The following is a 26,272-nucleotide window of genomic DNA, read 5'->3' as shown; positions in this document are numbered from 1 at the left end:
GAGGAGAAGGGACAGTTTTGCGCGGTCAGTGAATTCGCACTCGATCTGTCCTTCCCCCTCTCCCCTGTGGGGAGAGGGGACAGTTTTGCGCGATCAGTGAATTCGCACTCGATCTGTCCTTCCCCCTCTCCCCTGTGGGGAGAGGGTCGGGGTGAGGGGCCCCACGCAATAGCTCAATTATTTCAGCGGCGAGTTTTTGCGCTCGATGCTGTAGCGCTCCAGCTCTTTGTACGGCACCACTTTGCTCTTCTTCTTGCGTACGTCGACCACGGTCATGCGGTCGGTACAGGAGTAGCACGGGTCGAGGCTGCCGATGATCAACGGCGCATCGGAAACGGTGTTGCCGCGCAGCATATAGCGCAGGGTCGGCCAGTTGGCGTAGGTCGCCGCCCGGCAGCGCCAGCGGTACAGTTTCTGGTTGTCGCCGGTCATGCTCCAGTGGATATCATCCCCGCGCGGCGCCTCGGAGAAACCCAGTGCGAAGCGGTGTGGGATATAGGTGAACCCTTCCACCATCAGCGGACCGCCCGGCAGGTTATCGAGACCGAAATCAATCATATTCAGCGCGGTATAAACCTCGTTGATCCGCACCTTGAGGCGAGATATCACGTCGCAGCCCTGCTCGCTGTGGACTTCCATCGGCAGCAGGCCGTAGCCGACAAACGGGTGGTCGGCGCGGGTGTCGCGGGCGTGGCCGCTGGCGCGCACCATCGGGCCGACGTTGCTGAAGTCGCGGGCGATTTCCGGGTCCAGACGGCCAATGCCGACGGTACGCTGTTCCATATTCGGTGTGCTGAGCAGCATATCCACCAGCTCCTGCACGTCGCGACGCATCTGCTGCGCCAGCTGACGGGTCTGGATCATGTCCTCTTTCAGCAGGTCGCGGCGGATCCCGCCGATCAAGTTCAGGCCGTAGGTTTTACGCGCGCCGGTGAGAATTTCCGCCATCTTCATCGAGGTTTCGCGCACACGGAAGAACTGCATAAAGCCGGAATCAAAGCCAGTAAAGTGGCAGGCCAGGCCGAGGTTCAGCAGGTGCGAGTGCAGGCGTTCCACCTCCAGCAGAATAGCGCGGATCATCTGCGCCCGCTCCGGCACCACGATACCCATCGCGTTCTCCACCGAGGTGGTGTAAGCGGTGCTGTGGGCAAAGCCACAGATACCGCACACCCGGTCGGACAGGAAGGTCACTTCGTTATAACCCATGCGGGTTTCCGCCAGCTTTTCCATCCCGCGATGGACGTAGAACAGGCGGTAGTCGGCGTCAATGATGTTCTCGCCGTCAACGAACAGGCGGAAATGACCAGGTTCATCAGAGGTGACGTGCAGCGGGCCGATCGGCACCACGTTGTTTTTCTTGCTACCCAGCTCGTTAATGAACTCGTAGGTTTCCGCGTCGGTGGTCGGCGCCGGACGCTGGCGGTAGTCCATGCTGTCTTTACGCAGCGGATAGAGTTCGTCCGGCCAGTCGTCCGGCAGCACCAGACGACGTTCGTCCGGCAGGCCGACCGGCACCAGGCCGTACATATCGCGCACTTCGCGCTCGCCCCACACCGCCGCCGGGACGCGCGGCGTCACCGACGGGTATTCCGGTTTGTTGGCATCCACTTCCACGCGCACGGTGATCCAGCATTTGGTGCCCTGCTCCATCGACAGCACGTAATAGACCGCGTAATGGCCGTTGAGCTTACGTTCATCGTTGCCGAACAGCACCGACAGCCAACCACCCTGCTGGTAGTAGAGAAACTCCACCACTTCCGGCAGGTAGTTGACCTTCACGGTGATGGTTAACTGGTCTTTGGTCTGCCAGGCTTCGTCCAGCACCACGCCCGGAAAGGCCTGGTGCAGCGCCGCAAGATAGTGTTGACCGATTTTTTCTTCAGACATGCTCAAACTCTCTTAATCACGCCACCAGCAAGGAGACGAAAGCTAAAAAGGCGAAACCAAACCCGGCCCAGGTGACGCGGGAGGTGGCACAAAAGCGCAAACGCGCCATGCTGTTTTCGAACAGGGCGATAATCAGCACTCCCACCACCAGCTTGACGATAGCCACCACCAGCGCCAGCAGCAGACCACCGACGCTGAAGCTGGTCATCTGGCCCCACGGGAAGAAGACGCCGACAAACATCTGCAGCACCACCAGCTGTTTGAGGCTGATGCCCCACTTCAGGATGCCAAAGCCGCTGCCGCTGTATTCCGACAGCGGCCCTTCCTGCAGCTCCTGCTCCGCTTCCGCCAGATCGAAAGGCAGTTTGCCCATCTCGATAAAGGTGGCGAAGGCGCAGGCGCACAGCGCGAGGATCAGTGGAATGCTGCGCGCCGCCGGCCAGTGGTACAGGGTATCGGTGATGGTGCTGATATGGGTCGAGCCGGCGACCTGCGCCGCCACCCACAGGCCCAGCAGCAGGATCGGTTCCACCAGCACGCCGAGCATCGCTTCGCGGCTACTGCCCAGCGCGGTAAACGGGCTGCCGGTGTCCAGACCGGAAATGGCGAAGAAGAAACGGGCGATGGCGAACAGGTAGATCAGGGTGATGAGATCCCCGAGCACCGGCAGCGGGGAGTCCACCGTCACCACCGGCAGCGCGGTGGCGATGGTCAGCATCACGCCCACCATGACATACGGCGTCAGGCGGAACACCCAGCCAGAGGCATCAGGGCCAACGCTCTGGCGGCCCAGCAATTTCAGGATATCGCGATACTCCTGCAGTACCCCCGGTCCGCGGCGGTTATGCAACCGCGCGCGCGCGACGCGAACGATCCCGGACAACAGCGGCGCAACGGCAAACAGCACCAGCGCCTGTAGCAATGCAATTAACAAATTCATTCTCAGGCTCCTCGCGAAATGACAATCACCACCAGCACCGCTAGCTCAACCAGCGCGATACCGCGCAGCAGCGCCGGCGCCGAGGACGATTGCCAGCCCGGAACCAGACGCACCGGATTCAACCAGTGACGCAGCTTCAGCAACGGCGCAAAGGCCTCTTTCACCGGCATGGCAAAGCCGTGGGCGGTCACCACCATCGACTGTTCGTGATCGTAACCACAGACCCACGCCGCGCCGCGCGAGCGCGCCGCCAGGCGATCGCCTTTAAAGAAGATCATCAGCAGGAACGGCAGCAGCGGGCAGGCGATAAGCAGCAGCGCGATCATCGGCTGCGACACCACGCTCGATACCTGAGCCTGTACCGGGAAGGCGCCGCTCACCAGCGGCAGCAGCCACGGCGCGGCAATACCGCCAACGAGGCAGAACACCGCCGCCAGCACCACGCTCAGGGTCATCAGCCAGGGGGCGCAGGTGGCGTTTTCCGCCTCTTTCGTCCGCGGCGCGCCAAGGAAGGTCACGCCATAGACTTTCGCCATACACATCACCGCCAGTGCACCGGTGATTGCCAGACCAACGGCCAGCAGCGGGCCCAGCAGACGGCCGATAAACAGGTCGCCAGTGCTCATTTTGAAGAAGGATTGATAGATAACCCACTCGCCGGCGAAGCCGTTCAGCGGCGGCAGGGCCGCCATCGCCATCAGCCCCACCAGCATGGCAAGGGAGATCAGCGGCATTTTTTTACCGATGCCGCCCAGCTTCTCGATATCGCGATGGCCGGTGCGGAACCACACCGCCCCGGCCCCGAGGAACAGCGTAGTTTTGAACAGGCTGTGGTTAATCAGGTGATACATGCCACCGATAAAGCCCAGCACCATCAGCGTGGTGTTGCTGGTCGCCACGCCGGTGACAAAAGCGCCCAGCCCCAGCAGGATAATGCCGATATTCTCCAGAGTGTGATAGGCCAGCAGGCGCTGAATGTTATGCTCCATCAGCGCATACAGTCCGCCGATAAAGGCGGTGATCATCCCCAGCACCAGCAGCATGATCCCCCACCACAGCGGCGGCACGCCGCCGGCCAGTGAAACGGTCAACATGCCGTACAAACCGACCTTCATCACCACGGTGGAAAACAGCGCGGCGGCCGGCGCGCTGGCCCCGGCGTGAGCCTGCGGCGCCCAGCCGTGCAGCGGGATCGCCCCGGCCAGCAGAGCGAATCCCACCAGCCCCGGCAGCCACAGCAGCGGATTCTGCATCATATCCACCGCCTGGAGGTTGATCTGCGCCAGCTCGAGGGTGCCGTAGGTCGACCACACCAGCCAGCAGGTCCAGGCCATCAGCAACGTGCCGAGACGGCCCAGGGCAAACCACAGCTTACCGGAGGCGGCACAGCCGGTGAGAAACGCCGCGCAGAGCGCCATGATCTCCGCCATCACCACCAGCGAACCGATATTAGTCACCACCACCGCGCAGGTCGCGGCGGCCAGCAACAGGTTGACCAGCAGGCCGTTGGCCTTCACCTGCGGATGGCGATGCCAGCTAATATTGAACAATGACACCGGCAGCGCCGACAGGCCGATGGCCAGCAGCCACAGCGCGTTGACACCGCCCACCCGCATCGTCAGATGCAGAAACTGCAGCATGCCGCCGTGGATCCGCTCCGGCATCAGCAGCGCGGCGCCGCCAGCGACCACCAGCATGGCGCTGGCCACCGCGCCGCCGATCCCGGCAATGGCGCCGCTGAGCGGTTTGCGCATGGCAAACAGAAAGGCCAGTACGGCGCTGGCGGCATACCACGCCACCGCCTGATTCACTAATCCAATTACACTCATTCCCTCTCCCCCTGTTGCGCCTGGAACAGCGACAAGTCGCCAAGGTCGGTATTAAAGGTCAGCTGGCGTTTACGCTTGCTGGCCTGGGCGATATCACGGCTATCCACCAGCATCAGCGCATTGGTCGGACAGGTCCGCACGCAGGCCGGGCCCTGGTCATCGAAGTGGCAGAGGTCGCATTTCACGGCAATAGCGCGCACGCCCGGTACCCAGTCGAGCAGCGAGCTGACGCGGGCCGGCGCCGGCGGCGCAGGGGGCGCCAGCCGGGTATTGGCATTCGCCGGGATATCCAGCGGACGGCTGCCGGAGAATTCAATGGCGCCAAACGGGCAGGCAATGCCGCACAGTTTGCAGCTTACGCAGAGGCTCTCATTGAGCTGAACCGCGCCATCGACGCGCTGGATGGCGTTAACCGGGCAGACAGTGGCGCAGGGAGCATCTTCACAGTGGTGGCACATCTGCGGTGCCGATTCTTTTTCATTACGCATCACCTGCAGCCGCGGCATAGCCTGCAGGCCGTGCTGGCGATGCGTCTCAGAGCAGGCGGCTTCGCAGGTGCGGCAGCCGATACAGACAGTGGAGTCAGCAATTACAAAACGGTTCACCGGGTCATCCTCGGGTGAAAGTCATTTTTGACGAAATCAGGTTGCGCAGGTGTCATTTTCGACACGTGTCGACACCTCACGATCAGTGGGTCAGCGCCAGATGGCTTAAATCCACCGGTTGGTCTTGTTCCATGGCGTCGTACAGACGGTCATAGACGGTGGCGATAATCGCCAGATAGTGCTCCAGTACCTGCTCGCGAGAGCGGTTGCTGATGCGGCCGTCGACCGTGCCATCCATGGCGAGCGTGGCCTGAGCAATCAGATACTTATCACCGCCGTTTTTGTTTTCGACGTAGTATTCGATGGTGTGGCTGTTGAAGCCTTCCGCGAGGGCGACGAATACCTGAAAATGGCCAAACAGCACGAAGCACAGCTCTTTGTCCGGCGCGCAGCTCATCGCGTGATGCAGACGGGCTTTCGACAGGGTGATCCCCTGAACCAGCGAGTTACAGTAGATGTGCCACTGCTCCTGCTGCTGCCGGTGACGGTCGGCGATGTAATCCGCCTTTTCACTTATTTCCCAAATAGTCATATCGGTTTCTCCGTAGCATGAGATGCACCGTCTAAGCATTTTTCATGCCAAATTTTATTTTATTGATTTTATTTGTTTTTTATATCCTCCCCTGCCGACACGACATGTCGATGACAGCCCGGCGGCGTCGTCATCGACATCCTCTGTCAGGCCGAATATATTCTGGCATATTTATTGCATATACAGCGCATCGCGATACGGAGGCGACTATGCACGAAATCACCCTCAGCCAGCGGGCGCTGGAAATTATTGAACAACAGGCGCAGCAGGCTGGCGCGCGGCGGGTCACCGGCGTGTGGCTTAAAGTCGGCGCTTTTTCCTGCGTGGAAGCCAGCGCCCTGACCTTCTGCTTTGAGCTGGTCTGCCGCGGCACGTTGGCGGAGGGGTGCGAACTGCATATCGCCGAACAACAGGCTGAATGCTGGTGCGATCGCTGTCAGCAGTACATCCATCTTGTCTCGCAGCACGTCCGCCGCTGCCCGCACTGCAACAACGACCAGCTGCAGATCGTGGCGGATGACGGCTTACAGATTCAGCGTTTAGAATTGGAGTAAACTATGTGTACAACATGCGGCTGTGGCGAAGGCAACCTCTATATTGAAGGAGACGAACGAAACCCGCATTCCGCGTTCCGCAGCGCCCCCTTCGCGCCCGCCCCACGCCAGAAGATGACCATCACCGGTGTCAAAACCGACCACTTTGCCCCCACCCGCACGCCAGAGGGCGACCTGCATTACGGCCACGGCGAAGCGGGTACCCACGCCCCGGGCCAAAGCCAGCGGCGGATGCTGGAAGTGGAGATCGACGTGCTGGATAAAAACAACCGCCTGGCGGCACGCAATCGCGCGCGCTTCGCGGCAAAACAGCAGCTGGTGCTGAATCTGGTTTCCAGCCCCGGCTCCGGTAAAACCACCCTGCTCACCGAAACCCTCACCCGGCTGAAAGGACGCGCCGACTGCGCGGTGATTGAAGGCGATCAGCAAACGGTCAATGACGCCGCCCGCATTCGCGCCACCGGCACCCCGGCGATTCAGGTCAATACCGGGAAAGGCTGCCATCTCGACGCCCAGATGATCGCCGATGCCGCCCCGCGCCTGCCGCTGGCTGACCGCGGCATTCTGTTTATCGAAAACGTCGGCAACCTGGTCTGCCCGGCGAGCTTCGACCTTGGCGAGCGCCATAAAGTGGCGGTGCTGTCGGTCACCGAAGGCGAAGACAAGCCGCTGAAATATCCGCATATGTTCGCCGCCGCCAGCCTGATGCTGCTCAATAAAGTCGACCTGCTGCCGTATCTCAATTTCGACGTTGAGAAGTGCCTGGCCTGCGCCCGCGAGGTCAATCCGCATATTGAAATTATTCTTGTCTCCGCCACCAGCGGCGAAGGCATGGACCAGTGGCTCACCTGGCTGGAGACGCAGCGATGTGCATAGGCATTCCGGGACAAATTTGCGCCATCGACGGCGTACTGGCAAAAGTGGAAGTTTGCGGTATTCAGCGCGACGTCGACCTGACGCTGGTCGGCGCCGTTGATGAGCAGGGGCAGCCGCGGCTCGGCCAGTGGGTGCTGGTGCACGTCGGCTTCGCCATGAGCGTCATTAATGAAGCCGAAGCCCGCGACACCCTCGAGGCGCTGCAAAATATGTTCGATGTGGAGCCGGACGTCGGCGCGCTGCTGTACGGCGAGGAGCGATAATGCGTTACGTAGATGAATACCGCGCCCCCGAACAGGTGATGCAGCTGGTGGCCCACCTTCAGCAGCGTGCGCATCTGCTGCCGCACACCGCCGCACGACCACTGCGCATCATGGAGGTCTGCGGCGGCCATACCCATGCCATTTTTAAATTCGGTCTCGACCAGCTGTTGCCGGAGAACATCGAATTTATTCATGGGCCCGGCTGCCCGGTGTGCGTCCTGCCGATGGGGCGCATCGATGCCTGCATTGAGATTGCCAGCCGCCCGGGAGTGATTTTCTGCACCTTCGGCGACGCTATGCGCGTGCCGGGTAAAAACGGCTCGCTGCTGCAGGCGAAAGCCCGCGGCGCCGATGTCCGCATCGTTTACTCGCCGATGGACGCTCTGCGGCTGGCGCAGCAAAACCCGCAGCGTGAGGTGGTCTTTTTCGGACTCGGTTTCGAAACCACCATGCCCGCCACCGCCCTGACCCTGCGTCAGGCGCGGGAGCAAAACGTCGATAACTTCTACTTTTTCTGCCAGCACATCACCCTGCTGCCGACCCTGCGCAGTCTGCTGGACCAGCCGGATAACGGAATCGACGCCTTTCTCGCCCCGGGTCACGTCAGTATGGTGATCGGCACCGAGGCCTACGACTTTATCGCCAGCGACTATCACCGTCCTTTAGTGGTCGCCGGTTTCGAACCGCTTGATCTACTGCAAGGCGCGGTGATGCTGGTTGAGCAGACAATAGCGCAGCGCAGCGATGTGGAAAATCAGTACCGTCGCGTGGTGCCGGATGAGGGTAACCCGCTGGCGCAGGCGGCGATGGCCGACGTATTTTGTCTTGATGGCGATAGCGAATGGCGCGGTCTGGGGGTCATCACTGACTCCGGCGTGCACCTCACGCCAGCCTATCAGCGCTTCGATGCCGAGGCGCATTTTCGCCCGGCGCCGCAGCGCGTGTGCGACGATCCGCGCGCCCGCTGCGGTGAGGTGCTGACCGGCCGCTGCAAACCGCACCAGTGCCCGCTCTTCGCCAGCACCTGCAATCCGCAAAGCGCCTTTGGCGCGCTGATGGTCTCCTCTGAAGGGGCCTGCGCCGCCTGGTATCAATATCGCAGTCAGGAAAATGAAGCATGAAAAGCGTCCAGTTAGCCCATGGTAGCGGCGGTCAGGCAATGCAGCAGTTGATCGGCGACCTGTTTATGCAAGCCTTTGCCAACCCCTGGCTGGCGGAGCAGGAGGACCAGGCGCGCCTCGATCTGGCGGCGCTCGCAGCCCAGGGGGATCGCCTCGCCTTCTCCACTGACAGCTACGTGATTGACCCGCTATTTTTCCCCGGCGGCAATATCGGCAAGCTGGCCGTCTGCGGTACTGCCAACGATGTGGCGGTCAGCGGCGCCATCCCACGCTATCTTTCCTGTGGGTTTATTCTCGAGGAGGGGCTGGAGATGGCTACCCTGGAAGCAGTGGTCGCCAGCATGGCCGACACCGCCCGGGCTGCAGGGATCGCCATCGTCACCGGCGATACTAAAGTGGTGCCGCGCGGCGCGGCGGATAAGCTGTTTATTAACACCGCCGGTATCGGCGCCATCCCGGCAGAGGTTCACTGGGGAACGCAGCAGATTAGCGCCGGTGATATGCTGCTGGTCAGCGGTACGCTGGGAGATCATGGTGCCACCATCCTTAACCTGCGTGAGCAGATGGGGTTGGACGGCGCGCTGTCCAGCGACTGCGCGGTGCTGACGCCGCTTATCCAGACCCTGCGGCCGCTGAGCGGGGTGAAAGCCCTGCGCGACGCCACCCGCGGCGGGGTGAACGCCGTTGCCCATGAGTTCGCCGCCGCCAGCGGCTGCGGCATTGAGCTGCATGAAGCGGCGCTGCCGGTCAACGACACGGTGCGCGGCGTCTGCGAGCTGCTTGGGTTGGACGCGCTGAACTTTGCCAATGAAGGCAAGCTGGTGCTCGCCGTCGCCCGCGACGAGGCGGAAAACGTGCTGGCGCATTTACGGTCTCACGCGTTAGGACGCGATGCGGCGATAATCGGCGAAGTGGTCGCCCGCCCGGGCGTACGTTCCGTTGGGCTGTACGGCGTGAAGCGTACGCTCGATCTTCCCCACGCCGAACCGCTGCCGAGAATTTGTTAACGACGGCGTCGGCTCCCGGATAGCGGCTGGCGCCTTATCCGGGCGACAAAACTGCGCACACATGTAGCCCGGCTAAGCGCAGCGCGAGCCGGGAAAAAGCCAGCATAATTATTTCGCCCAGACCAGCGGGCGCCCACGGATGGGTTAACGGCGGTCACAACCGCTTTATTAACATACTATTATTTGTACCATCATTTTCTTATGCGCCACGTTGTCGGCGCGTTTTGGACGTAAGCAATGTCGTATACACCGATGAGCGATCTCGGCCAGCAAGGGCTGTTCGATATCACCCGGCTTTTATTACAGCAGCCCGATCTGGCCGCGCTAAGCGAAACCTTGACCCGCCTGGTGCAACAGTCCGCGCTGGCCGATGAGGCGGCCATCATCCTGTGGAACGCGGGTAATCACCGCGCGGCCAGGTACGCCTGCGATGAGGCCGGCCACCCAGTGAGCTACGAGGATGAAACCGTCCTGGCCCACGGCCCGGTGCGCCGCTTGCTCTCCCGGCCAGATGCCCTGCATTGCGATCATGAGACCTTTGCCGACACCTGGCCGCAGCTTATCCGCAGCGGACTGTATCGTCCGTTCGGTTACTACTCGCTGCTGCCGCTGGCGGCGGACGGGCGGATCTTCGGCGGCTGCGAATTTCTCCGCCACGACAACCGGCCGTGGAGCGAGAAAGAATTTCAGCGGCTGCATACCTTTACGCAGATTGTCGCCGTCGTCACCGAGCAGATTCAGAACCGGGTCAGCAACAACGTCGACTACGATCTACTGTGCCACGAGCGCGACAACTTCCGCATTCTGGTGGCCATCACCAACGCGGTGCTCTCGCGACTGGACATCGACGAGCTGGTCAGCGAGGTAGCGAAAGAGATCCATCGCTATTTCCGGATCGATGCCATCAGCGTGGTGCTGCGCAGCGACCGCAAAGGGAAGCTCAACATCTATTCCACCCATTATCTCGACGCCAGCCACCCGGTTCACGACCAGAGCGAGGTGGACGAAGCCGGCACCCTCACCGAGCGCGTGTTCAAAAGCAAAGAGATGCTGCTGCTCAACCTGCATGAGCATGACACCCTCGCGCCATACGAGAAAATGCTCTTCGAGATGTGGGGCAATAAAATCCAGACCCTGTGCCTGCTGCCGCTGATGTCCGGTAATACTCTGCTCGGGGTGCTAAAGCTGGCGCAGTGCGACGAACAGGTCTTTACCACCACCAATCTCAAGCTGCTGCGGCAGATCGCCGAGCGGGTGTCGATCGCTATCGATAACGCCCTCGCCTACCGCGAAATTCAGCGCCTGAAAGAGCGGCTGGTGGATGAGAACCTCGCGCTCACCGAGCAGCTCAATAATGTCGAGAGCGAATTCGGGGAGATCATCGGCCGCAGCGAGGCGATGAACAATGTGCTCAAGCAGGTCGAGATGGTCGCCCACAGCGACAGCACCGTGCTGATCCTCGGTGAAACCGGCACCGGCAAAGAGCTTATCGCCCGCGCCATCCACAACCTGAGCGGACGCAACGCTCGGCGGATGGTGAAGATGAACTGCGCCGCGATGCCCGCCGGGCTGCTGGAGAGCGATCTGTTCGGTCACGAACGCGGCGCCTTCACCGGGGCAAGCGCCCAGCGTATCGGCCGCTTCGAGCTGGCGGACAAAAGCTCCCTGTTCCTTGATGAAGTGGGCGATATGCCGCTGGAGCTGCAGCCCAAACTGCTGCGCGTCCTCCAGGAGCAGGAGTTCGAACGTCTGGGAAGCAACAAGCTGATCCAGACCGACGTCCGGCTGATCGCCGCCACCAACCGCGATCTCAAGCAGATGGTTATCGACAGGGAATTCCGCAGCGATCTCTACTACCGGCTCAACGTGTTCCCGATCCACCTGCCGCCGCTGCGCGAACGTCCCGACGATATCCCGCTGCTGGTGAAGGCCTTTACCTTTAAAATCGCCCGCCGCATGGGGCGCAACATTGACAGCATCCCGGCGGAAACTCTGCGCACTCTGACCCGTATGGAGTGGCCGGGCAACGTACGCGAGCTGGAAAACGTCATCGAACGTGCGGTCCTGCTGACCCGCGGTAACGTGCTGCAGCTCTCCCTGCCGGAGCGGGATATCGTCGAGCCTCCGCGGTCGCCAGAGGTCCTGCCTGAGGAAGGTGAGGATGAATATCAGCTGATCGTCCGGGTGCTGAAGGAGAGCAACGGCGTGGTGGCCGGGCCGAAAGGCGCCGCCCAGCGGCTGGGGCTCAAGCGCACCACGCTCCTGTCGCGCATGAAGCGGCTGGGCATTAATAAAGACGAACTGGTGTAGCCTCGCGCGCTCCCCCTTTCCGCGCCGGTAAGAGGGAGCGCTGGCGCAGCGCGCTATTTATCGCTGGTAAAACCGTTGCTGGTCGCCAGTTCGGCAAACCACAGCGCGTTGCGTTTTATCTGTCGCTCGCCGGTCTCCAGATCCAGTCGCCAGAAGCCGTAGCGCCGTTTGAAGGCATTGATCCACGACCAGTTGTCGATAAACGTCCATTGGTGTACGCCAAAGCAGTTCGCGCCGTCGGCTATCGCCCGGTGCAGCTGCACCAGATGCTCCTCCATCAGCTGGATGCGGAAAGTATCGTCTATCACCCCGTCCGCCCCAGGCTCACCCTCTGCTTGTCGATCCATCGCGATACCGATTTCCGCAAGATACCACTTAATATTGCCGTAGTTATCGCGAATATTGGCGGCAATATCATAGATCGCCTGCGGCAGGATCTCGTTGTTATCACGATAGGGGTTAAAGCGGCCCTGCGGGTTAACCGCGTTTTCGAAATAGTATTCCGGGGTGAAATAATCGAGGTCATATTCGCTCTCACGCGCTTTTACCCGCCGCGGCACGTAATAGTTCACCCCAAGAAAATCGATATCCGCGCCGAGGATCAACGCCACGTCGTCTTTGCTGGTCGTCGGCAGGCAATCGTGGGCGGCGAGGATCTCGCACAGCGCTTTGGGGAATTCATGTTTTACCAGCGGGTCAAGGAAGCTGCGGTTAAAAAACAGGTCGGCATACCCGGCGGCTTTTTTATCCGCGTCGCTGTCGGTGAGGGTATAGCTCGGGGTCAGGTTGAGCACCACGCCGATCTCGCCCACCAGCGCCAGTTCACGATAAGCCGTTACCGCTTTAGCGTGCGCCAGCATAATGTTAAACGCCACCTGCGCCGCCAGCCGGCCATCTTTCTTACACGGATAGTGGAAGTCGTACAGGTAGCCCCCCTCAACCGGTACAATCGGCTCGTTGAAGGTTATCCAGTATTTAACCTTATGGCCAAACAGGCTAAAGGCGGTGCGGGCAAAGCGGGCAAACAGCTCGGCCACGTGCGCCGATTCAAAGCCGCCGTACTGTTTCTGCAGCACTTCCGGCATATCAAAGTGGTAAAGATTGATCATCGGCTCAATGCCGTTGGCGATCATCTCATCGAGATAGGCGTGATAAAAACGCACCGCGTCCGGGTCCGGTGCGCCGGTTTCTAAATCAGCGATCAGTCGTGACCACTGAATTGAGGTGCGAAACGAGTTGAAGCCGGTCTTTTTCATCAGCGCCACGTCCTGCGGATACTGATGATAAGTATCACATACGGTTTGCGGCCCTACCTGCTGATAAAATCGCTCCGGCTGTTCGGCAAACCAGCTGTCCCAGATGGAACGATGGCGCTTATTGGTAACTCCTTCCGTTTGCGGGCCAGACGCCGCCGCCCCCCACAGAAACCCTTGCGGAAACTGATACTGCTGCATAACCTCTCCTTCGAAAAAAGGCTGCGCCCGTCTGGCGCAGCCTGAGCGTACTACTCCGCGACCACTTCGATCGATTTAATAAACATATAACCCCAGTCGCCGGCGAAGCGGCCGAAGTCAATCTGATTGCTCCCGGCGTTAAGCGTCACCGGTATCCGTAGCTGCTGGCCCTGCTCATCCGTCTGCGGGAAGGCCACGGCCTGCGGAGCGCCCCCGTTGACGACAAACGAGTTCTGCTTACCTCCCCATTTGCCGTTGAAGGTCACATTGAGCAGGAACTGACCGCTCCACGGCGCCTGCACCTGCCAGCCGATCTTATCCCCCTCGTTGGCGAATGGGCCGAGGAAGCCGTCCTCGCCAACTGCCAGCGCGTCTTTATCACTCTTCATCACCGTCAGCCGCCCATCAGCCACGCCATAAACTTCGCCGTGAAAACGACAAAAATCCGCTGGCGCTTTCCCCGTCGCCTCGCCCACCGTCACGGTCACGGTTTTGCTGCTTTTCAGCAGCCCATCGTCCGCCGTGAACGTCAGCGCATAGGTGCCTGGCGCCGTAAACCAGGCCCGGGTTTGAGCCCGATCGGCATGGCAAAAGTGCACCTGTCCGTCGCCAGCGTGCTGCCAGCCCACCTTAACCTCTCGCGACGGCAGGCCATCGTCCTGCCAGCTGGCCGTAAGCTCAACGCCCTGGTCCTGAGTGGTGGTTAAGGCGGGTGCCAGCGTGATAACCGGCGGCTGATTCTCCTCGCTATGCTTCACGCTAATCACATTGGAAGGGGCCGAACGACCGCTCTCGTTTTTCGCCGTCACCCGGTAGTAATACGTGTGCCCGAGCTGCAGCTGACGATAATCATCGCGGAACAGAACCATGGTTTCCGGGTTCCATTCGTTAACGCCATCGGAGATATCCTGGCCCACCACCGTCCACGGCCCGGTCGGCGAGGCGGCGCGTTCGACATCGTAACTGCGCCCCACCGCGGCGCCCATCCAGTTGATCGTGAAGGGCGAGGTGGTCTCGCGCAGTAAAGGCGCGTCCGGCTTCGGCAGCGGCGCCATCGTCTGCTGCCCGGCCATCTGCGCCGCGGCGGTGCGCACCAGATCGACCACTGCCTGCTCCTGGTTGGCTTCGCCTTCTTTGGCAAACCCCGGCAGGTGGTAGCTGTAGTGCCCGGTCGACTCCTTATGCCAGTAGAAGCCGCCGTCGTGACGATGGCCGCGGAAGCCCCAGATAAGCCCGCCGGCGGCTTGCGCCCCGTTGACCTCGCTGTGAACAATCGACTGCATAATGGCGTTCAGTTGATCCGCCGGCAGCAGGCCAAACTCGCCGACGAGATAGACTTTTTGTCCGCCGACGGCGCGCAGATCCTGCGTCACCTGCCCGGGATGGTTATTATCGGCATTGGTGTAATAGTGATTGCTGACGATATCCACATTGGGGTCGGTCAACGCAAACGGATTGATTTTCTTATAGGTGCCATCCACCACCAGCTGATGAGGGGCCCACTTTTTAATCCACGCCGCGGTCTGATGCAGGAAATCGGCGTTGGTATCCTCCAGCTCGTTACCGGTCTCCCAGGCCATGATCGCTTTTTCATCATAATAGGCGCGGCCGGTGACGGTATTTGTCCGGGTGATGACCTGACGGATCACATCCAGATAGGCTTTGAAGGTCTTGCTATCGGTCCGATAAAAGTCTTCCGCTTTTTCGTGATAGAACGCCGCCAGCTGCTCGCGCCCGCCCCACCACCACCAGTGGTCGATAAACGGCAGGATCAAACGCAATCCCTGTTTATCCGCTTCGGCAATCATGTTGTCATACACCCGCATGGCTTTCTCATTCAGCCGCGGCATGCCGTCCGCCGTTTCCGGCGCCAGAATATGGGTCTCGCGCCCGCAGGCCTTATCAAACTCCTGCTGCACCGACAGTACGTAGACGCGCTGGGCTTTCGCCCCGGTTTGCACCATCGCCTGGATCCAGTTTTGCTGCTCCTGGGCCGTCGGCCACTTAAAATATTGCCCCCAGCCGCGCGGATCTGCCTTGCAGGGGCCGCGGGCGTCGTCTTCAATGCGGTGCAGCTCCGGGGCGTGGATCCCGGCGAAGCGAAACACCTTGTCGCCATCCTTGAGAGTGGCGCCATCGCGAGTGATAAAGTGCGAAAAGTGCGAGCGCTCGGCGGCCAGCGCCCCGCTGGCCCCCAGCGCGGACAGCAGCCCCATCAGCAGCAGGTTTTTCATCGGCTTCATCGTTGTCTCTCCTTAGAACCAGACTTCGGCCTGTACGCCGAAGTTAACGGTGTCAGTGGAACCACTGCGGGAATACCCGCCGGCGGTGATGGTATTGGTATCCCAGTTGTAGTTGCCGTCTAACGCATCGGAGACACCTTTATCCCACTTCGCATAGGTGACGAAGAAGCGCAGCTGCGGGCGTGCCCAGAAACCGGAGTCAAAGGTCAGGGTTGGCGCAACGGTGACTTTAGTCAGGCCGCCTTTGCCTTTGCCGTTCACCCCTTTGTAGTTTTTGTCATCCAGATATTCGTAGCCCAGCTCGTACTGCATGGCAAAGTTGCGGGTGATCTGATGATAGGGGCGGATACCGGCGACCCACATCGAGCGTCCCCAGCCATTTTCATCTTCCGTCCACCAGCGGTAGTTTTTATCTTTCTGCCAGAAAGCGAAGGTCGAGATCTCCAGATCGCCCATCGAGGCCACGCTATCCAGCACCACTCGCCAGGACTGGGTGTTTTCCAGGTTGGCCCAGCCCCAGCCGTTTTTACCCAGCGAGTCACCCGCCGCCAGCCCTTTGCCGTACTGCAATGCGAGGCGGGAGTAGCCTCCGGTCAGGCCGTAGAAGCCGTCAAAGTTATAAATACCGGTCACGCCATAGCCCTTCTCGGCGGAAGTCGGATGGTTTTCGTTACGGTTCATGTGGTGGCCGATCAGCTCCAGATCGAAGCCTGTTCCCGCAATCTTTTTCAGCCACAGGTTGAGGGAATAGTCATCCGGGTAGCCCTGATCTCCCTTATCCACCGGGTAGGCTTTGGTTTCATCGGTGGGGGAAAAGGCGTATACCCCGGCGTCGAAGCGGGCGAAGCCGAGATCCATGTTGTCGAAGCCGCCGCCGGTGCCGTTGTACTGAATGTACTCCCAGTCGAACTGATGGCTGGAGGTGTTAGAGCTGCTGTAGCGCTTACCGGCCCAGAAGGTCATCTCCGGCGCAAAATCCAGATTGCTCAGCTCGGCGAACCCTTCACGAAACTGTACGTCATGGCCATCGTCATCCTGACAGTTCCAGTCAGAGGTGCATTTCGACTGATGAGTGAGGTTGGCCTGCACTTTCGCCACCACGCCGCTGTCCGCCGTCAGCGTCACGGTGGGGATCAGTTCGATCTTGGTATCTTCTTCGTTGCCCAATCGCCACTTACCGTCCGGCATCAGGCCGACGGAGTCCGCGCGGTTGCCATCGGAATTGGCCAGGATCCCGGAGCGGATATAGCCATGCAGCGCAAAATCATACTTCGGATCGGCGCAGGCCGGGCTGCTGGCCCCTGCCAGCGAGAGGAGAGCCAGAGGTATTGAGTGTTTCAGCTTTATCATTATTTTTTTCCCACGTTATGTTTGTTAACACGAACCGATAACGGAGGGGAAATTTACGGATCAAAAATGGAAATGTACATCCGTTAATGGAAAGCGCTTTCCATAATTGCCTATCTGGTTCACAAAATTAGCTCTGCGGCGAATATATTCGTGAGACTGATCACATAAAATAACAAGAATGCCGCCGGGAGCCGGCAGCAGAGCGGAAGGAGGAGCAGATGAATATGTGCCGTCGAGGATAAGCCGCCGACGGCGAGGGGGTCAGCGTTCGGTTTCCGCGAGCTGGCGTTCGTACACTTTGAAGAAGGGGCGATAGAGCATCCAGGCGTTAAACATCGCGAACAGGCTCATGCACAAATTTTTCCAGCTACCGTTCGCCGACCATGCCGCCCCCAGCGGGGAAGGCATCGACCATGGCAGCATCGCCACCGCACGGTCAAGAATACCCAGCTGAGTTAAATACCATGCGATACAGGCATTTATCAGGGGAACAAAGAGAAACGGCAGTAAAAAAACCGGGTTCATGATCACCGGAAAGCCAAACAGTATCGGCTCGTTGATATTAAATAGCGACGGCAGCAGACCAATTTTGGCCACGCTTTTCAGCTGCCGCGAGCGGCTGCGCATCGCCATCAGCACCAGCGGCAGAGTGGAGCCAATACCGCCGATCAGCAGGTAAAAATCCCAGAACCCCTGCAGATAAATATGCGGCAACGTTGGCGACCCCGCCGCCAGCGCCTGCTGATTTTCAAACAGATAGGTCATCCAGAACGGGTTCATGATCCCGGTGATGATCAGCGCGCCGTGGATACCAATAAACCAGAGTAAGTTACAGATAAACAAAGAGATAAGTACCGCCATCAGCGTGTCGGACGCCAGCACCAGCGGTCGCACCGCTTCGCTGATCAACTCCGGTACGATGCGTCCGGTAGTCTGCAGCAGTATGGCATTCATCACGCTTATCGACAGCATCACCACCAGCAGCGGGATCAGCAGTTGAAAGCCATTGCGGGTCATCAGCGGCACTTCATCAGGCAGGCGGATACACCAGCCTTTTTTGTAAAAAAAGCGAATTATCTCAATGGAATAGGTGCTGGATATCAGGGCGGTAAATATCCCCATGCCGCCGAGATAAACGTTGCTCACCGCGCTCTCGCGAAAGCCGATAAACAGCAAAAACGCCAAAGACCCGGTTAAACCGCACAGTCGTTCCGGCAGGCGGTACTGCTTAGCGAGGCTGGCGCTGGCGCCAAAGGCGACAATCAGCGCCACCAGGCCAATGGTTAGCTGAAAGGTCGGCAGCAGGATAGGCCGCAGCAGCAAATAGACCTGGCCGACACGCGAGGCGCCGTCGATGGAAACGGGCGGAAACAAAATGGGAACCAACAGGCTGCCAACAATCACAAAGGGCATTGCCAGCGCAAAGCTATCGCGCATCGCCGTAATGTGGTTGTTGCGCGTCAGGACATTCGCCAGCGGCGCCAGCCGCTGCTCGATGATGTCCACGGCCACATTCATTAACTGAATGTTCATACTCGTACCTTTGCGAATGGTTGTCTCGCCGGGATGATCGCCCACAACACCGGAAAGTGAAAGCCTGCCATAGGTGATCATGGTCACAATTAATAAATCCACAAACGGAAAGCGCTTTCCGTAATGCATCCATTTTGACTATAGTCCGCACATCCAACCTCATCAGGAGCGGTAGTTATGAAAAAAATTATGTTGTGTTGTTCGGCAGGCATGTCCACCAGCCTGCTGATGAAAAAAATGATTGCCGAAGCCGAACAGCGGGGCCTGCCGGTAGAAATCAACGCCTATGGCGTAGCGGAGTTCGCCGAACAGGTTGGCCATTATCAGGTGGTGCTGCTGGGGCCGCAGGTGAAATACATGCAGCAGGATCTGCAAAAACAGGCGGATAAATACGGTATCCGCGTCGAACCCATCAATATGATGGACTACGGCATGCAAAAAGGCGCCGCGGTCCTTGATTTCGCCCTTTCCCTCATCGAAAACAAGAACTAAGGAAAGAACATGAGCTCTCTGTACGCTAAATTGATCGACGTGATCGAACGGCAGATCACGCCTATGGCGGGGGCGATCGGCCAGCAAAAATACGTCACCTCCATCCGCGACGGTTTTATTACCGCCCTACCCTTTATGATCGTCGGCTCGTTTTTGCTGGTATTTATCTTCCCGCCGTTTTCTCCGGATACGACGTGGGGCTTTGCCCGCGCCTGGCTGCAATTTTCGCTCGATCATCGCGATGCGCTGATGCTGCCGTTCAACTTCAGCATGGGGGTGATGACCCTGTTCATTGCCGTCGGGATCGCCGCCAGCCTCGCCAAGCACCATCATCTGGACTCACTCACCGCCGGGATGCTGTCGCTAATGTCGTTTCTGCTGGTGGCTGCCCCGCTGAAAGATGGCCAGATCTCTACTGCCTACTTCTCCGGCCAGGGGATCTTCACCGCCATTCTGGTGGCCATCTATTCCACCGAGCTGTACGCCTTCCTCAAACGGCATAACATCACCATTCGCCTGCCGCCGGAAGTGCCTGCCGGGGTGGCGCGCTCGTTCGAGATCCTGATCCCGGTGCTGGCGATCATTCTGACACTGCATCCGCTGAACCTGTTCATCGAGGCTCAACTGGGGATGATCATTCCGGAAGCGATCATGTCGCTGGTCAAACCGCTGGTCGCGGCTTCCGATACGCTGCCGGCGATCCTGCTGTCAGTGCTGGTCTGTCAGGTGCTGTGGTTCGCCGGGATCCACGGTGCGCTGATCGTCACCGGGATCATGAACCCCTTCTGGATGGCCAACCTGTCGGTCAATCAGGCGGCCATGGCGGCAGGTATCGCTATCCCGCACATCTATGTCCAGGGCTTCTGGGATCACTATCTGCTGATCGGCGGCGTCGGTTCCACCCTGCCGCTGGCGCTGATGCTGCTGCGCAGCAAGGCCGTGCATCTGCGGACGATCGGCCGGATGGGGGTCGTGCCGGGGGTCTTCAATATTAACGAACCGATCCTGTTCGGCGCGCCGATCATTATGAACCCGCTGTTTTTCCTGCCGTTCGTGCTGGTGCCGATGGTCAACGCGACCCTGGCGTACTTTGCGCTGAAGCTGGACCTGGTCAGCCGCGTAGTGTCGATGACGCCGTGGACAACGCCGGCCCCCATCGGCGCCTCGTGGGCGGCGAACTGGAGCTTTAGCCCGGTGATCCTGTGCCTCATTTGTATGGCCACCGCCATGGTGATGTACCTGCCATTTCTCAAAGCTTACGAAAAACAGCTGCTGGCCCAGGAGCGTGAAAACGCCGTCGGCCAGGCTGACAACGCGGCGCAAACCGCTTAACGCTAACGATTCAGAGGATAATCATGGAATTAGAAGAACAGGTGATGGGGATCATCATCAACGCCGGTCAGTCACGCAGCCTGTGCTACGAAGCGCTGCACGCCGCTAAAGCGGGTGATTTCGCCACCGCCGACGCCAAAATGCAGGAAGCGGCCCATTATTCCCGCGAAGCTCACCTTGTACAGACCCAGCTTATCGAAGCTGACGAAGGCGAGGGAAAAACCAAAATGACGCTGGTAATGGTCCATGCTCAGGATCACCTGATGACCTCCATTCTGGCGAAAGAGCTGATTGCCGAACTGATTGCGATTTACCGCGCGCAGCCGCTTCACGCCTAGCGCCTTGCCCGGCCAGACGCGCTGGCCGGGTCTGATTCCCCGAGGTCACTATGTTACATCTTGGAATAGATATTGGCGGCACCAAAATGGAAGCCGTACTGCTGGATCCGGCGGGCGAATGTGTCCAGCGCCTGCGTCGGCCGACCCACAAAGAGAGCTATGACGCCTTTATGCATCAGCTGCTAACCCTGATTGCCGATATTCGCGCGGTCAGCCCGCAGCCGTTCACCCTGGGGATCGGCCTGCCCGGGGCTATCGATCCGCAAAGCGGGCGCATTAAAAACTGCAACTGTCTGGTGCTCAACGGTCACGATCTGCGCCGGGATATCATGCAGCAGCTTGGCCAGCCGGTGTGGATGGCAAACGATGCCGACTGCTTCACCCTTTCGGAGGCGGTCGATGGCGCCGGCGCCGGGGCCTCCACCGTCTTCGGGGTGATTATCGGTACCGGCTGCGGCGGCGGGATCGCCGTTCATCAACAGCTGCTCAGCGGCCCCAACGCTATCGCCGGTGAATGGGGGCATAATCCGCTGCCGGGCTATACTCCTGAGCGCGATGGTCCGCCGCAGCCCTGCTACTGCGGCAAAACGAACTGCATCGAAAGCTTTCTCTCCGGCACCGGCTTCGCCCGCCGCTATGGGGAACAAGCCCGTGCGGAAGCCATTGTCGCCGCGGCGCAAAACGGCGATCCGCGCGCGCTGGCTCACTGGCGACACTTTATCGATGCCTTTGCCCGCAGCCTGGCGTCGGTGATCAATATTCTCGACCCGCAGGTGATTGTGCTGGGCGGCGGTCTGTCCAACGTCAGCCAGATCTATCGCGATCTGCCTACCGCCATCGTGCCGTGGATCTTCTCCGACACCTGCCGCACGCAGATCAAACCGGCCCGTTTCGGCGACGCCAGCGGCGTGCGCGGCGCGGCCTGGTTGCCCCGTCTGCCCGGCGCTGCGCAAGGGCAGCTGTAGACACTTTTTTCAGCAGGTATGTTAAGCTAGGCGAAAATGTCCAGACAGAAAAAGCCATGCCAACGATTGATGATGTTTCAAGATTAGCGAATGTCTCAAGAGCGACGGTTTCCCGCGTGCTGACCGGCACCCGGGGCGTGCGCGAAGAGAGCCGGGAAGCTGTGCTGCGGGCCGTTGAAGAACTCAACTATCGCCCGAGCTTTGCCGCGCAAAACCTCGCCAGTCAGACATCCAGCCACGTTGGTCTGGTGATTTCCGCGCAGGATGAAAGCCACGGCGCGCGTCTGCTGCCGCTGCTCTCTCAGGCGATGAAAGGGCTGAATAAAAGCCTGCTGGTCCAGTACGTCAGCGACCCGGTAGAGCAGGCGGCGGTGATCGACGATCTGCAGCGCCAGTGCGTGGCGGTGGTGGTGCTGGGCGCCGTTGCCGCCGACGCGCCGCGCAACGTTATCGCCTTTGACCGCTTCGGCGTCGCCGGGAGCAACAGCCAGGGCTATGACTTCGCCTTTGCCACCGAAAGCGCCTGCCGCTATGTGATTGGCAAGGGACACCGCAACATCGCCCTGCTGGTGGACAGCGATAGCGACGATGCCAGCCGTCAGATGCTGGAAGGCTACCGCAACGTCCTGCAGAACTACTCCATTCCTTTTAACCGTCAGCTGGTGCTGACGGCCAACGATGACGTCGAGCAGGCGCTGCTGACCTTAATTAACAGCTTCAGTAAATACTCGGTCATTATCGTTAAACGCGACCGTTACGCGGCTGAGGCGATGCGCCTGCTGCGCGAATTCACCATCGCCGTCCCGCAGGAGGTCTCCCTGCTGAGCCTTGAGGATTCCCCCCTCGCCTCGCTGCTCTATCCGCCGCTGACCTGCATCTCCTGGCCACTGGAGGCGCTGCTGGATAACTGTATTCAGCGTATTCGCAGCCTGATTGACGACCGGCCAACTTTCACCGCCGAGGGCCGCTCGCTGGCTGGCCGCCTGATCCCGCGCCAGTCGGTCGCCGATATCTCTTGATCTTCGCCCGGTTGGCGCCGGGCCAGACTTACCTCCCCCTTTCGCGCTTTCGTTTCCCGGCTCATTATTACCCACGCATGCAAATAAGAATTATTTTCATTTATAAATAGCTTGTGCTATATAACATAGCAATGGCTATAAACGCTGGGAAATTAACCACACTATTGCGAGGGATCCTATGCTACACCTGACACCGCTGAAATCATTGCTGCTGGCCAGCGCGCTGGCTCTGCTGGCCGCGACGCCGGCCTCGGCGCAGGAGAAATTCAGGGTTATCACCACCTTCACGGTTATCGCCGATATGGCGCAGAACGTGGCCGGCGACGCCGCCGACGTGAGCTCCATTACTAAACCGGGCGCGGAGATCCATGATTACCAGCCCACGCCCGGCGATATCAAACGCGCGCAGGGGGCGCAGCTGATCCTCAGCAATGGGCTTAATCTCGAACGGTGGTTTGCCCGTTTTTATCAGCACTTACAGGGCGTTCCGGAGGTGGTGGTCAGCGAGGGGATCCAGCCGATGGGCATAAGCGCGGGCCCCTATAGCGGGAAGCCCAATCCCCATGCCTGGATGTCGGCAGATAACGCGCTGATCTATGTCGATAACATTCGCGATGCGCTGGTGAAGTACGATCCGCCTCACGCCGAGACCTATCGCCGTAACGCCGAGGCCTACAAAGAGAAGATCCGTCAGACGATGGCGCCGCTGCAGGCCAGACTGGCCCAGCTGCCGGCGGATAAGCGCTGGCTGGTCACCAGCGAGGGGGCCTTCTCCTATCTGGCCCGCGACTATGGCCTGCGCGAACTGTATCTGTGGCCGATCAATGCCGACCAGCAGGGCACCCCGCAACAGGTGCGCAAGGTTATCGACACCATGAAGAAAGAACGCATCCCGACCATCTTCAGCGAAAGCACCATCTCCGATAAACCGGCGCGTCAGGTGGCGCGCGAAGCCGGCGCCCACTACGGCGGCGTGCTGTATGTCGATTCGCTGAGCGCCGCCGACGGCCCGGTACCGACCTGGCTCGACCTGCTGCGCGTCACCACCGAAACCATCGTCAACGGTATCCAGGACGGGATGAGGAAGCAGCCATGAATGCAGCGCAAGCGGGACTGTATGTCGACCAGCTCACCGTCACCTGGCGCAACGGCCACACTGCCCTGCGCAACGCCTCGTTCAGCGTGCCGCGCGGCTCCATTGCCGCGCTGGTGGGGGTTAACGGCTCGGGTAAATCCACGCTGTTTAAAGCGCTGATGGGCTTTGTGCGCGTCGGCCACGGCGAGATCGCCATACTCGGCCAGCCGGTTACCCGCGCACTGCGCCAGAACCTGGTCGCCTATGTCCCGCAGTCGGAAGAGGTGGACTGGTCCTTCCCGGTGCTGGTGGAGGATGTGGTGATGATGGGCCGCTACGGCCATATGGGCTGGCTGCGGCGGGCAAAGCCGCGCGATCGCGAGATTGTCGATGCCGCGCTGGCCCGCGTGGGCATGAGCGAGTACCGCCATCGGCAGATTGGCGAGCTCTCCGGCGGGCAGAAAAAGCGCGTTTTCCTTGCCCGCGCCATCGCTCAGCAGGGTCAGGTGATCCTGCTGGATGAGCCTTTTACCGGCGTCGATGTGCAGACCGAAGCGCGCATCATCAGCCTGCTGCGCGAACTCCGCGCTGAGGGTTGTACCATGCTGGTGTCCACCCATAACCTCGGGTCAGTGAGTGAATTTTGTGATTATACGGTGATGGTGAAAGGCACCGTGCTGGCCAGCGGCCCGACGGAAACCACCTTCACCGCCGAGAATCTGGAGCGGGCTTTCAGCGGCGTGCTGCGCCACGTCGCCCTGACCGGCGGGGAAGCCCAGGTTATCACCGATGACGAGCGGCCGTTTATCAGCCGGCGCGCGGCGGGAGGCCCGCAATGAGCTGGCTGCTGGAGCCGTTTGGCTATCACTATATGCTCAATGCGATGTGGGTGTCGGCGCTGGTGGGCGGCGTCTGCGCCTTCCTCTCCTGCTACCTGATGCTCAAAGGCTGGTCGCTGATTGGTGACGCCCTTTCCCACGCGATTGTGCCCGGCGTCGCCGGGGCCTATATGCTCGGCCTGCCTTTCGCGCTCGGCGCGTTTCTCTCCGGCGGTCTGGCGGCGGGCAGCATGCTGTTTTTGCAGCAGCGCTCGCGGCTAAAAGAGGATGCCATTATCGGCCTGATCTTCTCCTCCTTCTTCGGGATCGGGCTGTTTATGGTGTCGCTGAATCCGACGTCGGTGAATATTCAGACCATTATCCTCGGCAATATTCTGGCCATCGCCCCGGAGGATATTATCCAGCTGGCGGCGATCGGCTTTATCTCGATGGCGATCCTGTTGCTGAAATGGAAAGACCTGATGGTGACCTTCTTTGATGAAAACCACGCCCGCTCGATTGGCCTGAACACCCGCGGCCTGAAGCTGCTGTTTTTTACCCTGCTGGCCGCCTGCACCGTGGCGGCGCTGCAGACCGTCGGCGCGTTTCTGGTCATCTGCCTGGTGGTGACTCCCGGGGCCACCGCGTGGCTGTTAACCGACCGCTTTCCGCGCCTGCTGGCCATCGCCGTGGCTATCGGCAGTCTGACCAGTTTCTTCGGCGCCTGGCTCAGTTACTATCTCGACGGCGCCACCGGCGGCATTATCGTGGTCGCGCAAACGCTGTTGTTCCTCATCACCTTTATCTTCGCGCCGAAGCACGGCCTGCTGGCCAACCGCCGCCGCGCCAGGGAGGCCGCATGCTGAATCTGTTCCTGGCCCCGTTCCAGTTTCCTTTTATGGTCAATGCGATAGCGGTATCGATCGTCGTGGCCGTGCCCTGCGCGCTACTGTCGGTGTTTCTGGTGCTCAAAGGCTGGGCGCTAATGGGCGACGCCATGAGCCACGCGGTCTTTCCGGGCGTGGTGCTGGCCTACATCCTTGGCATTCCTTTCGCCATCGGCGCGTTTATCGCCGGGCTGCTGTGCGCCGTGACGACCGGTTTTCTCGACGATAACAGCCGACTCAAGCGCGATACCATCATGGGGATTGTCTTCTCCGGCATGTTTGGCGCCGGACTGGTGCTGTACGTAGCGATCCAGTCCGATGTTCATCTCGACCATATCCTGTTCGGCGATATGCTGGGGATATCCCTTCGCGATATTGGGCAAACGACGGCTATCGCACTGGTGATTGCGCTGATTATCGGTCTCAAATGGCGCGATTTTTTGCTGCACGCCTTTGACCCGACGCAGGCCAAAGCCAGCGGCCTGCGCGGGGGACTGCTGCACTACGGCCTGCTGTGCATGATCGCCCTGACCATCGTCGCGACGCTGCAGTCGGTGGGGATTATTCTGTCGATTTCGCTGCTGATTGCCCCCGGGGCGATCGCGCTTCTGCTGGTGCGGCGCTTTATCCACGCCCTGCTGCTGGCGGTAGCGGTGGCCATCGGCTGCTCGGCGGGAGGGGTGTGGCTGGCGTTTTATCTCGACAGCGCGCCAGCGCCGACTATCGTGGTGCTGTTTACCGCGCTGTTTGTGGTCGCCTTTGTCGCAAGCACAATCCGCGATAGTCAGAAACAGAGGGCTTCAGCAACTATCCCCGGTGGCGGCTAATGCCTTACCGGGGCC

At 60.1% G+C, this 26,272-nt stretch carries 24 protein-coding genes; 15 read left to right on the top strand and 9 right to left on the bottom strand.

All coding sequences use genetic code 11. The features are described 5' to 3' along the window. Window positions 1-177: 177 nt before the first annotated feature. The 5 genes from hycE to hycA all read right to left on the bottom strand — a co-directional run bounded on the left by hycE (window position 178) and on the right by hycA (window position 5,793). The gene (gene hycE / locus LGL98_RS05445) at window positions 178-1,887 is read right to left on the bottom strand and encodes a formate hydrogenlyase subunit HycE (RefSeq protein WP_004151044.1); all 1,710 of its coding nucleotides are present in this window, start codon (window positions 1,885-1,887) and stop codon (window positions 178-180) included. A gap of 16 nt (window positions 1,888-1,903) precedes the next feature. After that, window positions 1,904-2,827, bottom strand: a complete 924-nt coding sequence (locus tag LGL98_RS05440) for a respiratory chain complex I subunit 1 family protein (protein WP_136030367.1) — start codon at window positions 2,825-2,827, stop codon at window positions 1,904-1,906. Window positions 2,828-2,829: 2 nt separating this feature from the next. Beyond that, entirely contained in the window at window positions 2,830-4,656 is a 1,827-nt protein-coding gene (gene hycC, locus LGL98_RS05435; RefSeq protein WP_136030365.1) for a formate hydrogenlyase subunit 3, read from the bottom strand. Beyond that, window positions 4,653-5,261 (bottom strand): 4Fe-4S dicluster domain-containing protein, encoded by a 609-nt coding sequence (locus LGL98_RS05430; RefSeq protein WP_004151047.1) that lies wholly within the window; start codon window positions 5,259-5,261, stop codon window positions 4,653-4,655. The genes hycC and LGL98_RS05430 overlap by 4 nt, the downstream gene beginning before the upstream one ends. Before the next feature lie 82 nt (window positions 5,262-5,343). Beyond that, entirely contained in the window at window positions 5,344-5,793 is a 450-nt protein-coding gene (gene hycA, locus LGL98_RS05425) for a formate hydrogenlyase regulator HycA (protein WP_136030363.1), read from the bottom strand. Between the two features lie 209 nt (window positions 5,794-6,002). Between hycA and hypA the strand changes: the two genes are divergently transcribed. The 6 genes from hypA (at window position 6,003) to flhA (ending at window position 11,924) form a co-directional block, all read left to right on the top strand. Then, window positions 6,003-6,347 (top strand): hydrogenase maturation nickel metallochaperone HypA, encoded by a 345-nt coding sequence (gene hypA / locus LGL98_RS05420; RefSeq protein ID WP_102023676.1) that lies wholly within the window; start codon window positions 6,003-6,005, stop codon window positions 6,345-6,347. A gap of 3 nt (window positions 6,348-6,350) precedes the next feature. Further along, complete coding sequence (gene hypB, locus LGL98_RS05415; protein ID WP_136030361.1) at window positions 6,351-7,223, top strand: hydrogenase nickel incorporation protein HypB; 873 nt, start codon at window positions 6,351-6,353, stop codon at window positions 7,221-7,223. After that, window positions 7,214-7,486 carry a HypC/HybG/HupF family hydrogenase formation chaperone gene (locus tag LGL98_RS05410; RefSeq protein ID WP_002914934.1) on the top strand — a complete coding sequence of 91 codons (273 nt, stop codon included), beginning with the start codon at window positions 7,214-7,216 and terminating at the stop codon, window positions 7,484-7,486. Before hypB ends, LGL98_RS05410 begins: the two co-directional genes overlap by 10 nt. Then, window positions 7,486-8,607 (top strand): hydrogenase formation protein HypD, encoded by a 1,122-nt coding sequence (gene hypD / locus LGL98_RS05405; RefSeq protein WP_136030359.1) that lies wholly within the window; start codon window positions 7,486-7,488, stop codon window positions 8,605-8,607. Before LGL98_RS05410 ends, hypD begins: the two co-directional genes overlap by 1 nt. Then, window positions 8,604-9,614: a hydrogenase expression/formation protein HypE gene (gene hypE / locus LGL98_RS05400; protein WP_136030358.1), complete on the top strand. Its 1,011-nt coding sequence runs from the start codon at window positions 8,604-8,606 to the stop codon at window positions 9,612-9,614. Before hypD ends, hypE begins: the two co-directional genes overlap by 4 nt. A gap of 237 nt (window positions 9,615-9,851) precedes the next feature. After that, a complete protein-coding gene (flhA, locus tag LGL98_RS05395; protein ID WP_136030356.1) occupies window positions 9,852-11,924 on the top strand; it encodes a formate hydrogenlyase transcriptional activator FlhA in 2,073 nt (690 codons plus the stop codon). Window positions 11,925-11,977: 53 nt separating this feature from the next. On the opposite strand, the gene LGL98_RS05390 is transcribed toward flhA, so the two are convergent. The 4 genes from LGL98_RS05390 to LGL98_RS05375 all read right to left on the bottom strand — a co-directional run bounded on the left by LGL98_RS05390 (window position 11,978) and on the right by LGL98_RS05375 (window position 18,504). Further along, window positions 11,978-13,378 (bottom strand): glycoside hydrolase family 1 protein, encoded by a 1,401-nt coding sequence (locus LGL98_RS05390; protein WP_136030354.1) that lies wholly within the window; start codon window positions 13,376-13,378, stop codon window positions 11,978-11,980. A gap of 50 nt (window positions 13,379-13,428) precedes the next feature. Beyond that, window positions 13,429-15,621 (bottom strand): CBM35 domain-containing protein, encoded by a 2,193-nt coding sequence (locus tag LGL98_RS05385; RefSeq protein WP_136030352.1) that lies wholly within the window; start codon window positions 15,619-15,621, stop codon window positions 13,429-13,431. 12 nt (window positions 15,622-15,633) lie between these two features. Further along, a complete protein-coding gene (locus LGL98_RS05380; protein ID WP_002914972.1) occupies window positions 15,634-16,971 on the bottom strand; it encodes a maltoporin in 1,338 nt (445 codons plus the stop codon). A 261-nt stretch (window positions 16,972-17,232) separates the two neighbouring features. Next, window positions 17,233-18,504 (bottom strand): PTS sugar transporter subunit IIC, encoded by a 1,272-nt coding sequence (locus LGL98_RS05375; RefSeq protein ID WP_136030350.1) that lies wholly within the window; start codon window positions 18,502-18,504, stop codon window positions 17,233-17,235. A gap of 177 nt (window positions 18,505-18,681) precedes the next feature. On the opposite strand from LGL98_RS05375, the gene LGL98_RS05370 reads away from it, so the two are divergent. From LGL98_RS05370 to LGL98_RS05330, 9 genes are all read left to right on the top strand, one after another. Next, window positions 18,682-18,996: a PTS sugar transporter subunit IIB gene (locus LGL98_RS05370; RefSeq protein ID WP_002914979.1), complete on the top strand. Its 315-nt coding sequence runs from the start codon at window positions 18,682-18,684 to the stop codon at window positions 18,994-18,996. 9 nt (window positions 18,997-19,005) lie between these two features. After that, complete coding sequence (locus tag LGL98_RS05365; protein WP_136030349.1) at window positions 19,006-20,328, top strand: PTS sugar transporter subunit IIC; 1,323 nt, start codon at window positions 19,006-19,008, stop codon at window positions 20,326-20,328. A 23-nt stretch (window positions 20,329-20,351) separates the two neighbouring features. Continuing rightward, window positions 20,352-20,666, top strand: coding sequence for a PTS lactose/cellobiose transporter subunit IIA (locus LGL98_RS05360; protein ID WP_002914983.1), 315 nt, complete (start codon window positions 20,352-20,354; stop codon window positions 20,664-20,666). Window positions 20,667-20,716: 50 nt separating this feature from the next. Then, on the top strand, window positions 20,717-21,631 hold the full coding sequence (locus tag LGL98_RS05355; RefSeq protein WP_136030347.1) for an ROK family protein: 915 nt from the start codon (window positions 20,717-20,719) through the stop codon (window positions 21,629-21,631). Window positions 21,632-21,687: 56 nt separating this feature from the next. Next, window positions 21,688-22,650 carry a LacI family DNA-binding transcriptional regulator gene (locus tag LGL98_RS05350; RefSeq protein ID WP_136030345.1) on the top strand — a complete coding sequence of 321 codons (963 nt, stop codon included), beginning with the start codon at window positions 21,688-21,690 and terminating at the stop codon, window positions 22,648-22,650. A 178-nt stretch (window positions 22,651-22,828) separates the two neighbouring features. Then, the gene (locus LGL98_RS05345; RefSeq protein ID WP_136030343.1) at window positions 22,829-23,746 is read left to right on the top strand and encodes a metal ABC transporter substrate-binding protein; all 918 of its coding nucleotides are present in this window, start codon (window positions 22,829-22,831) and stop codon (window positions 23,744-23,746) included. Further along, a complete protein-coding gene (locus LGL98_RS05340) occupies window positions 23,743-24,564 on the top strand; it encodes a manganese/iron ABC transporter ATP-binding protein (RefSeq protein ID WP_136030341.1) in 822 nt (273 codons plus the stop codon). The genes LGL98_RS05345 and LGL98_RS05340 overlap by 4 nt, the downstream gene beginning before the upstream one ends. Then, complete coding sequence (gene sitC / locus LGL98_RS05335; RefSeq protein ID WP_009308489.1) at window positions 24,561-25,409, top strand: iron/manganese ABC transporter permease subunit SitC; 849 nt, start codon at window positions 24,561-24,563, stop codon at window positions 25,407-25,409. Before LGL98_RS05340 ends, sitC begins: the two co-directional genes overlap by 4 nt. Continuing rightward, complete coding sequence (locus LGL98_RS05330; protein ID WP_136030340.1) at window positions 25,403-26,257, top strand: metal ABC transporter permease; 855 nt, start codon at window positions 25,403-25,405, stop codon at window positions 26,255-26,257. The genes sitC and LGL98_RS05330 overlap by 7 nt, the downstream gene beginning before the upstream one ends. Window positions 26,258-26,272 lie beyond the last annotated feature (15 nt).

Source organism: Klebsiella africana (assembly GCF_020526085.1).
Taxonomy (GTDB): domain Bacteria; phylum Pseudomonadota; class Gammaproteobacteria; order Enterobacterales; family Enterobacteriaceae; genus Klebsiella; species Klebsiella africana.
This window is presented reverse-complemented; position numbering and strand designations above follow the sequence as displayed.

Coding starts and splice junctions, on each gene's coding strand:
- LGL98_RS05330 (WP_136030340.1), top strand. CDS start 25,403: ATGCTGAATCTGTTCCTGGCCCCGTTCCAGTTTCCTTTTATGGTCAAT.
- LGL98_RS05350 (WP_136030345.1), top strand. CDS start 21,688: ATGCCAACGATTGATGATGTTTCAAGATTAGCGAATGTCTCAAGAGCG.
- hycE (WP_004151044.1), bottom strand. CDS start 1,887: ATGTCTGAAGAAAAAATCGGTCAACACTATCTTGCGGCGCTGCACCAG.
- LGL98_RS05375 (WP_136030350.1), bottom strand. CDS start 18,504: ATGAACATTCAGTTAATGAATGTGGCCGTGGACATCATCGAGCAGCGG.
- LGL98_RS05355 (WP_136030347.1), top strand. CDS start 20,717: ATGTTACATCTTGGAATAGATATTGGCGGCACCAAAATGGAAGCCGTA.
- LGL98_RS05390 (WP_136030354.1), bottom strand. CDS start 13,378: ATGCAGCAGTATCAGTTTCCGCAAGGGTTTCTGTGGGGGGCGGCGGCG.
- LGL98_RS05345 (WP_136030343.1), top strand. CDS start 22,829: ATGCTACACCTGACACCGCTGAAATCATTGCTGCTGGCCAGCGCGCTG.
- LGL98_RS05440 (WP_136030367.1), bottom strand. CDS start 2,827: ATGAATTTGTTAATTGCATTGCTACAGGCGCTGGTGCTGTTTGCCGTT.
- LGL98_RS05385 (WP_136030352.1), bottom strand. CDS start 15,621: ATGAAGCCGATGAAAAACCTGCTGCTGATGGGGCTGCTGTCCGCGCTG.
- sitC (WP_009308489.1), top strand. CDS start 24,561: ATGAGCTGGCTGCTGGAGCCGTTTGGCTATCACTATATGCTCAATGCG.
- LGL98_RS05360 (WP_002914983.1), top strand. CDS start 20,352: ATGGAATTAGAAGAACAGGTGATGGGGATCATCATCAACGCCGGTCAG.
- hycA (WP_136030363.1), bottom strand. CDS start 5,793: ATGACTATTTGGGAAATAAGTGAAAAGGCGGATTACATCGCCGACCGT.
- LGL98_RS05365 (WP_136030349.1), top strand. CDS start 19,006: ATGAGCTCTCTGTACGCTAAATTGATCGACGTGATCGAACGGCAGATC.
- flhA (WP_136030356.1), top strand. CDS start 9,852: ATGTCGTATACACCGATGAGCGATCTCGGCCAGCAAGGGCTGTTCGAT.
- hycC (WP_136030365.1), bottom strand. CDS start 4,656: ATGAGTGTAATTGGATTAGTGAATCAGGCGGTGGCGTGGTATGCCGCC.
- hypE (WP_136030358.1), top strand. CDS start 8,604: ATGAAAAGCGTCCAGTTAGCCCATGGTAGCGGCGGTCAGGCAATGCAG.
- hypB (WP_136030361.1), top strand. CDS start 6,351: ATGTGTACAACATGCGGCTGTGGCGAAGGCAACCTCTATATTGAAGGA.
- hypA (WP_102023676.1), top strand. CDS start 6,003: ATGCACGAAATCACCCTCAGCCAGCGGGCGCTGGAAATTATTGAACAA.
- LGL98_RS05370 (WP_002914979.1), top strand. CDS start 18,682: ATGAAAAAAATTATGTTGTGTTGTTCGGCAGGCATGTCCACCAGCCTG.
- hypD (WP_136030359.1), top strand. CDS start 7,486: ATGCGTTACGTAGATGAATACCGCGCCCCCGAACAGGTGATGCAGCTG.
- LGL98_RS05380 (WP_002914972.1), bottom strand. CDS start 16,971: ATGATAAAGCTGAAACACTCAATACCTCTGGCTCTCCTCTCGCTGGCA.
- LGL98_RS05410 (WP_002914934.1), top strand. CDS start 7,214: ATGTGCATAGGCATTCCGGGACAAATTTGCGCCATCGACGGCGTACTG.
- LGL98_RS05340 (WP_136030341.1), top strand. CDS start 23,743: ATGAATGCAGCGCAAGCGGGACTGTATGTCGACCAGCTCACCGTCACC.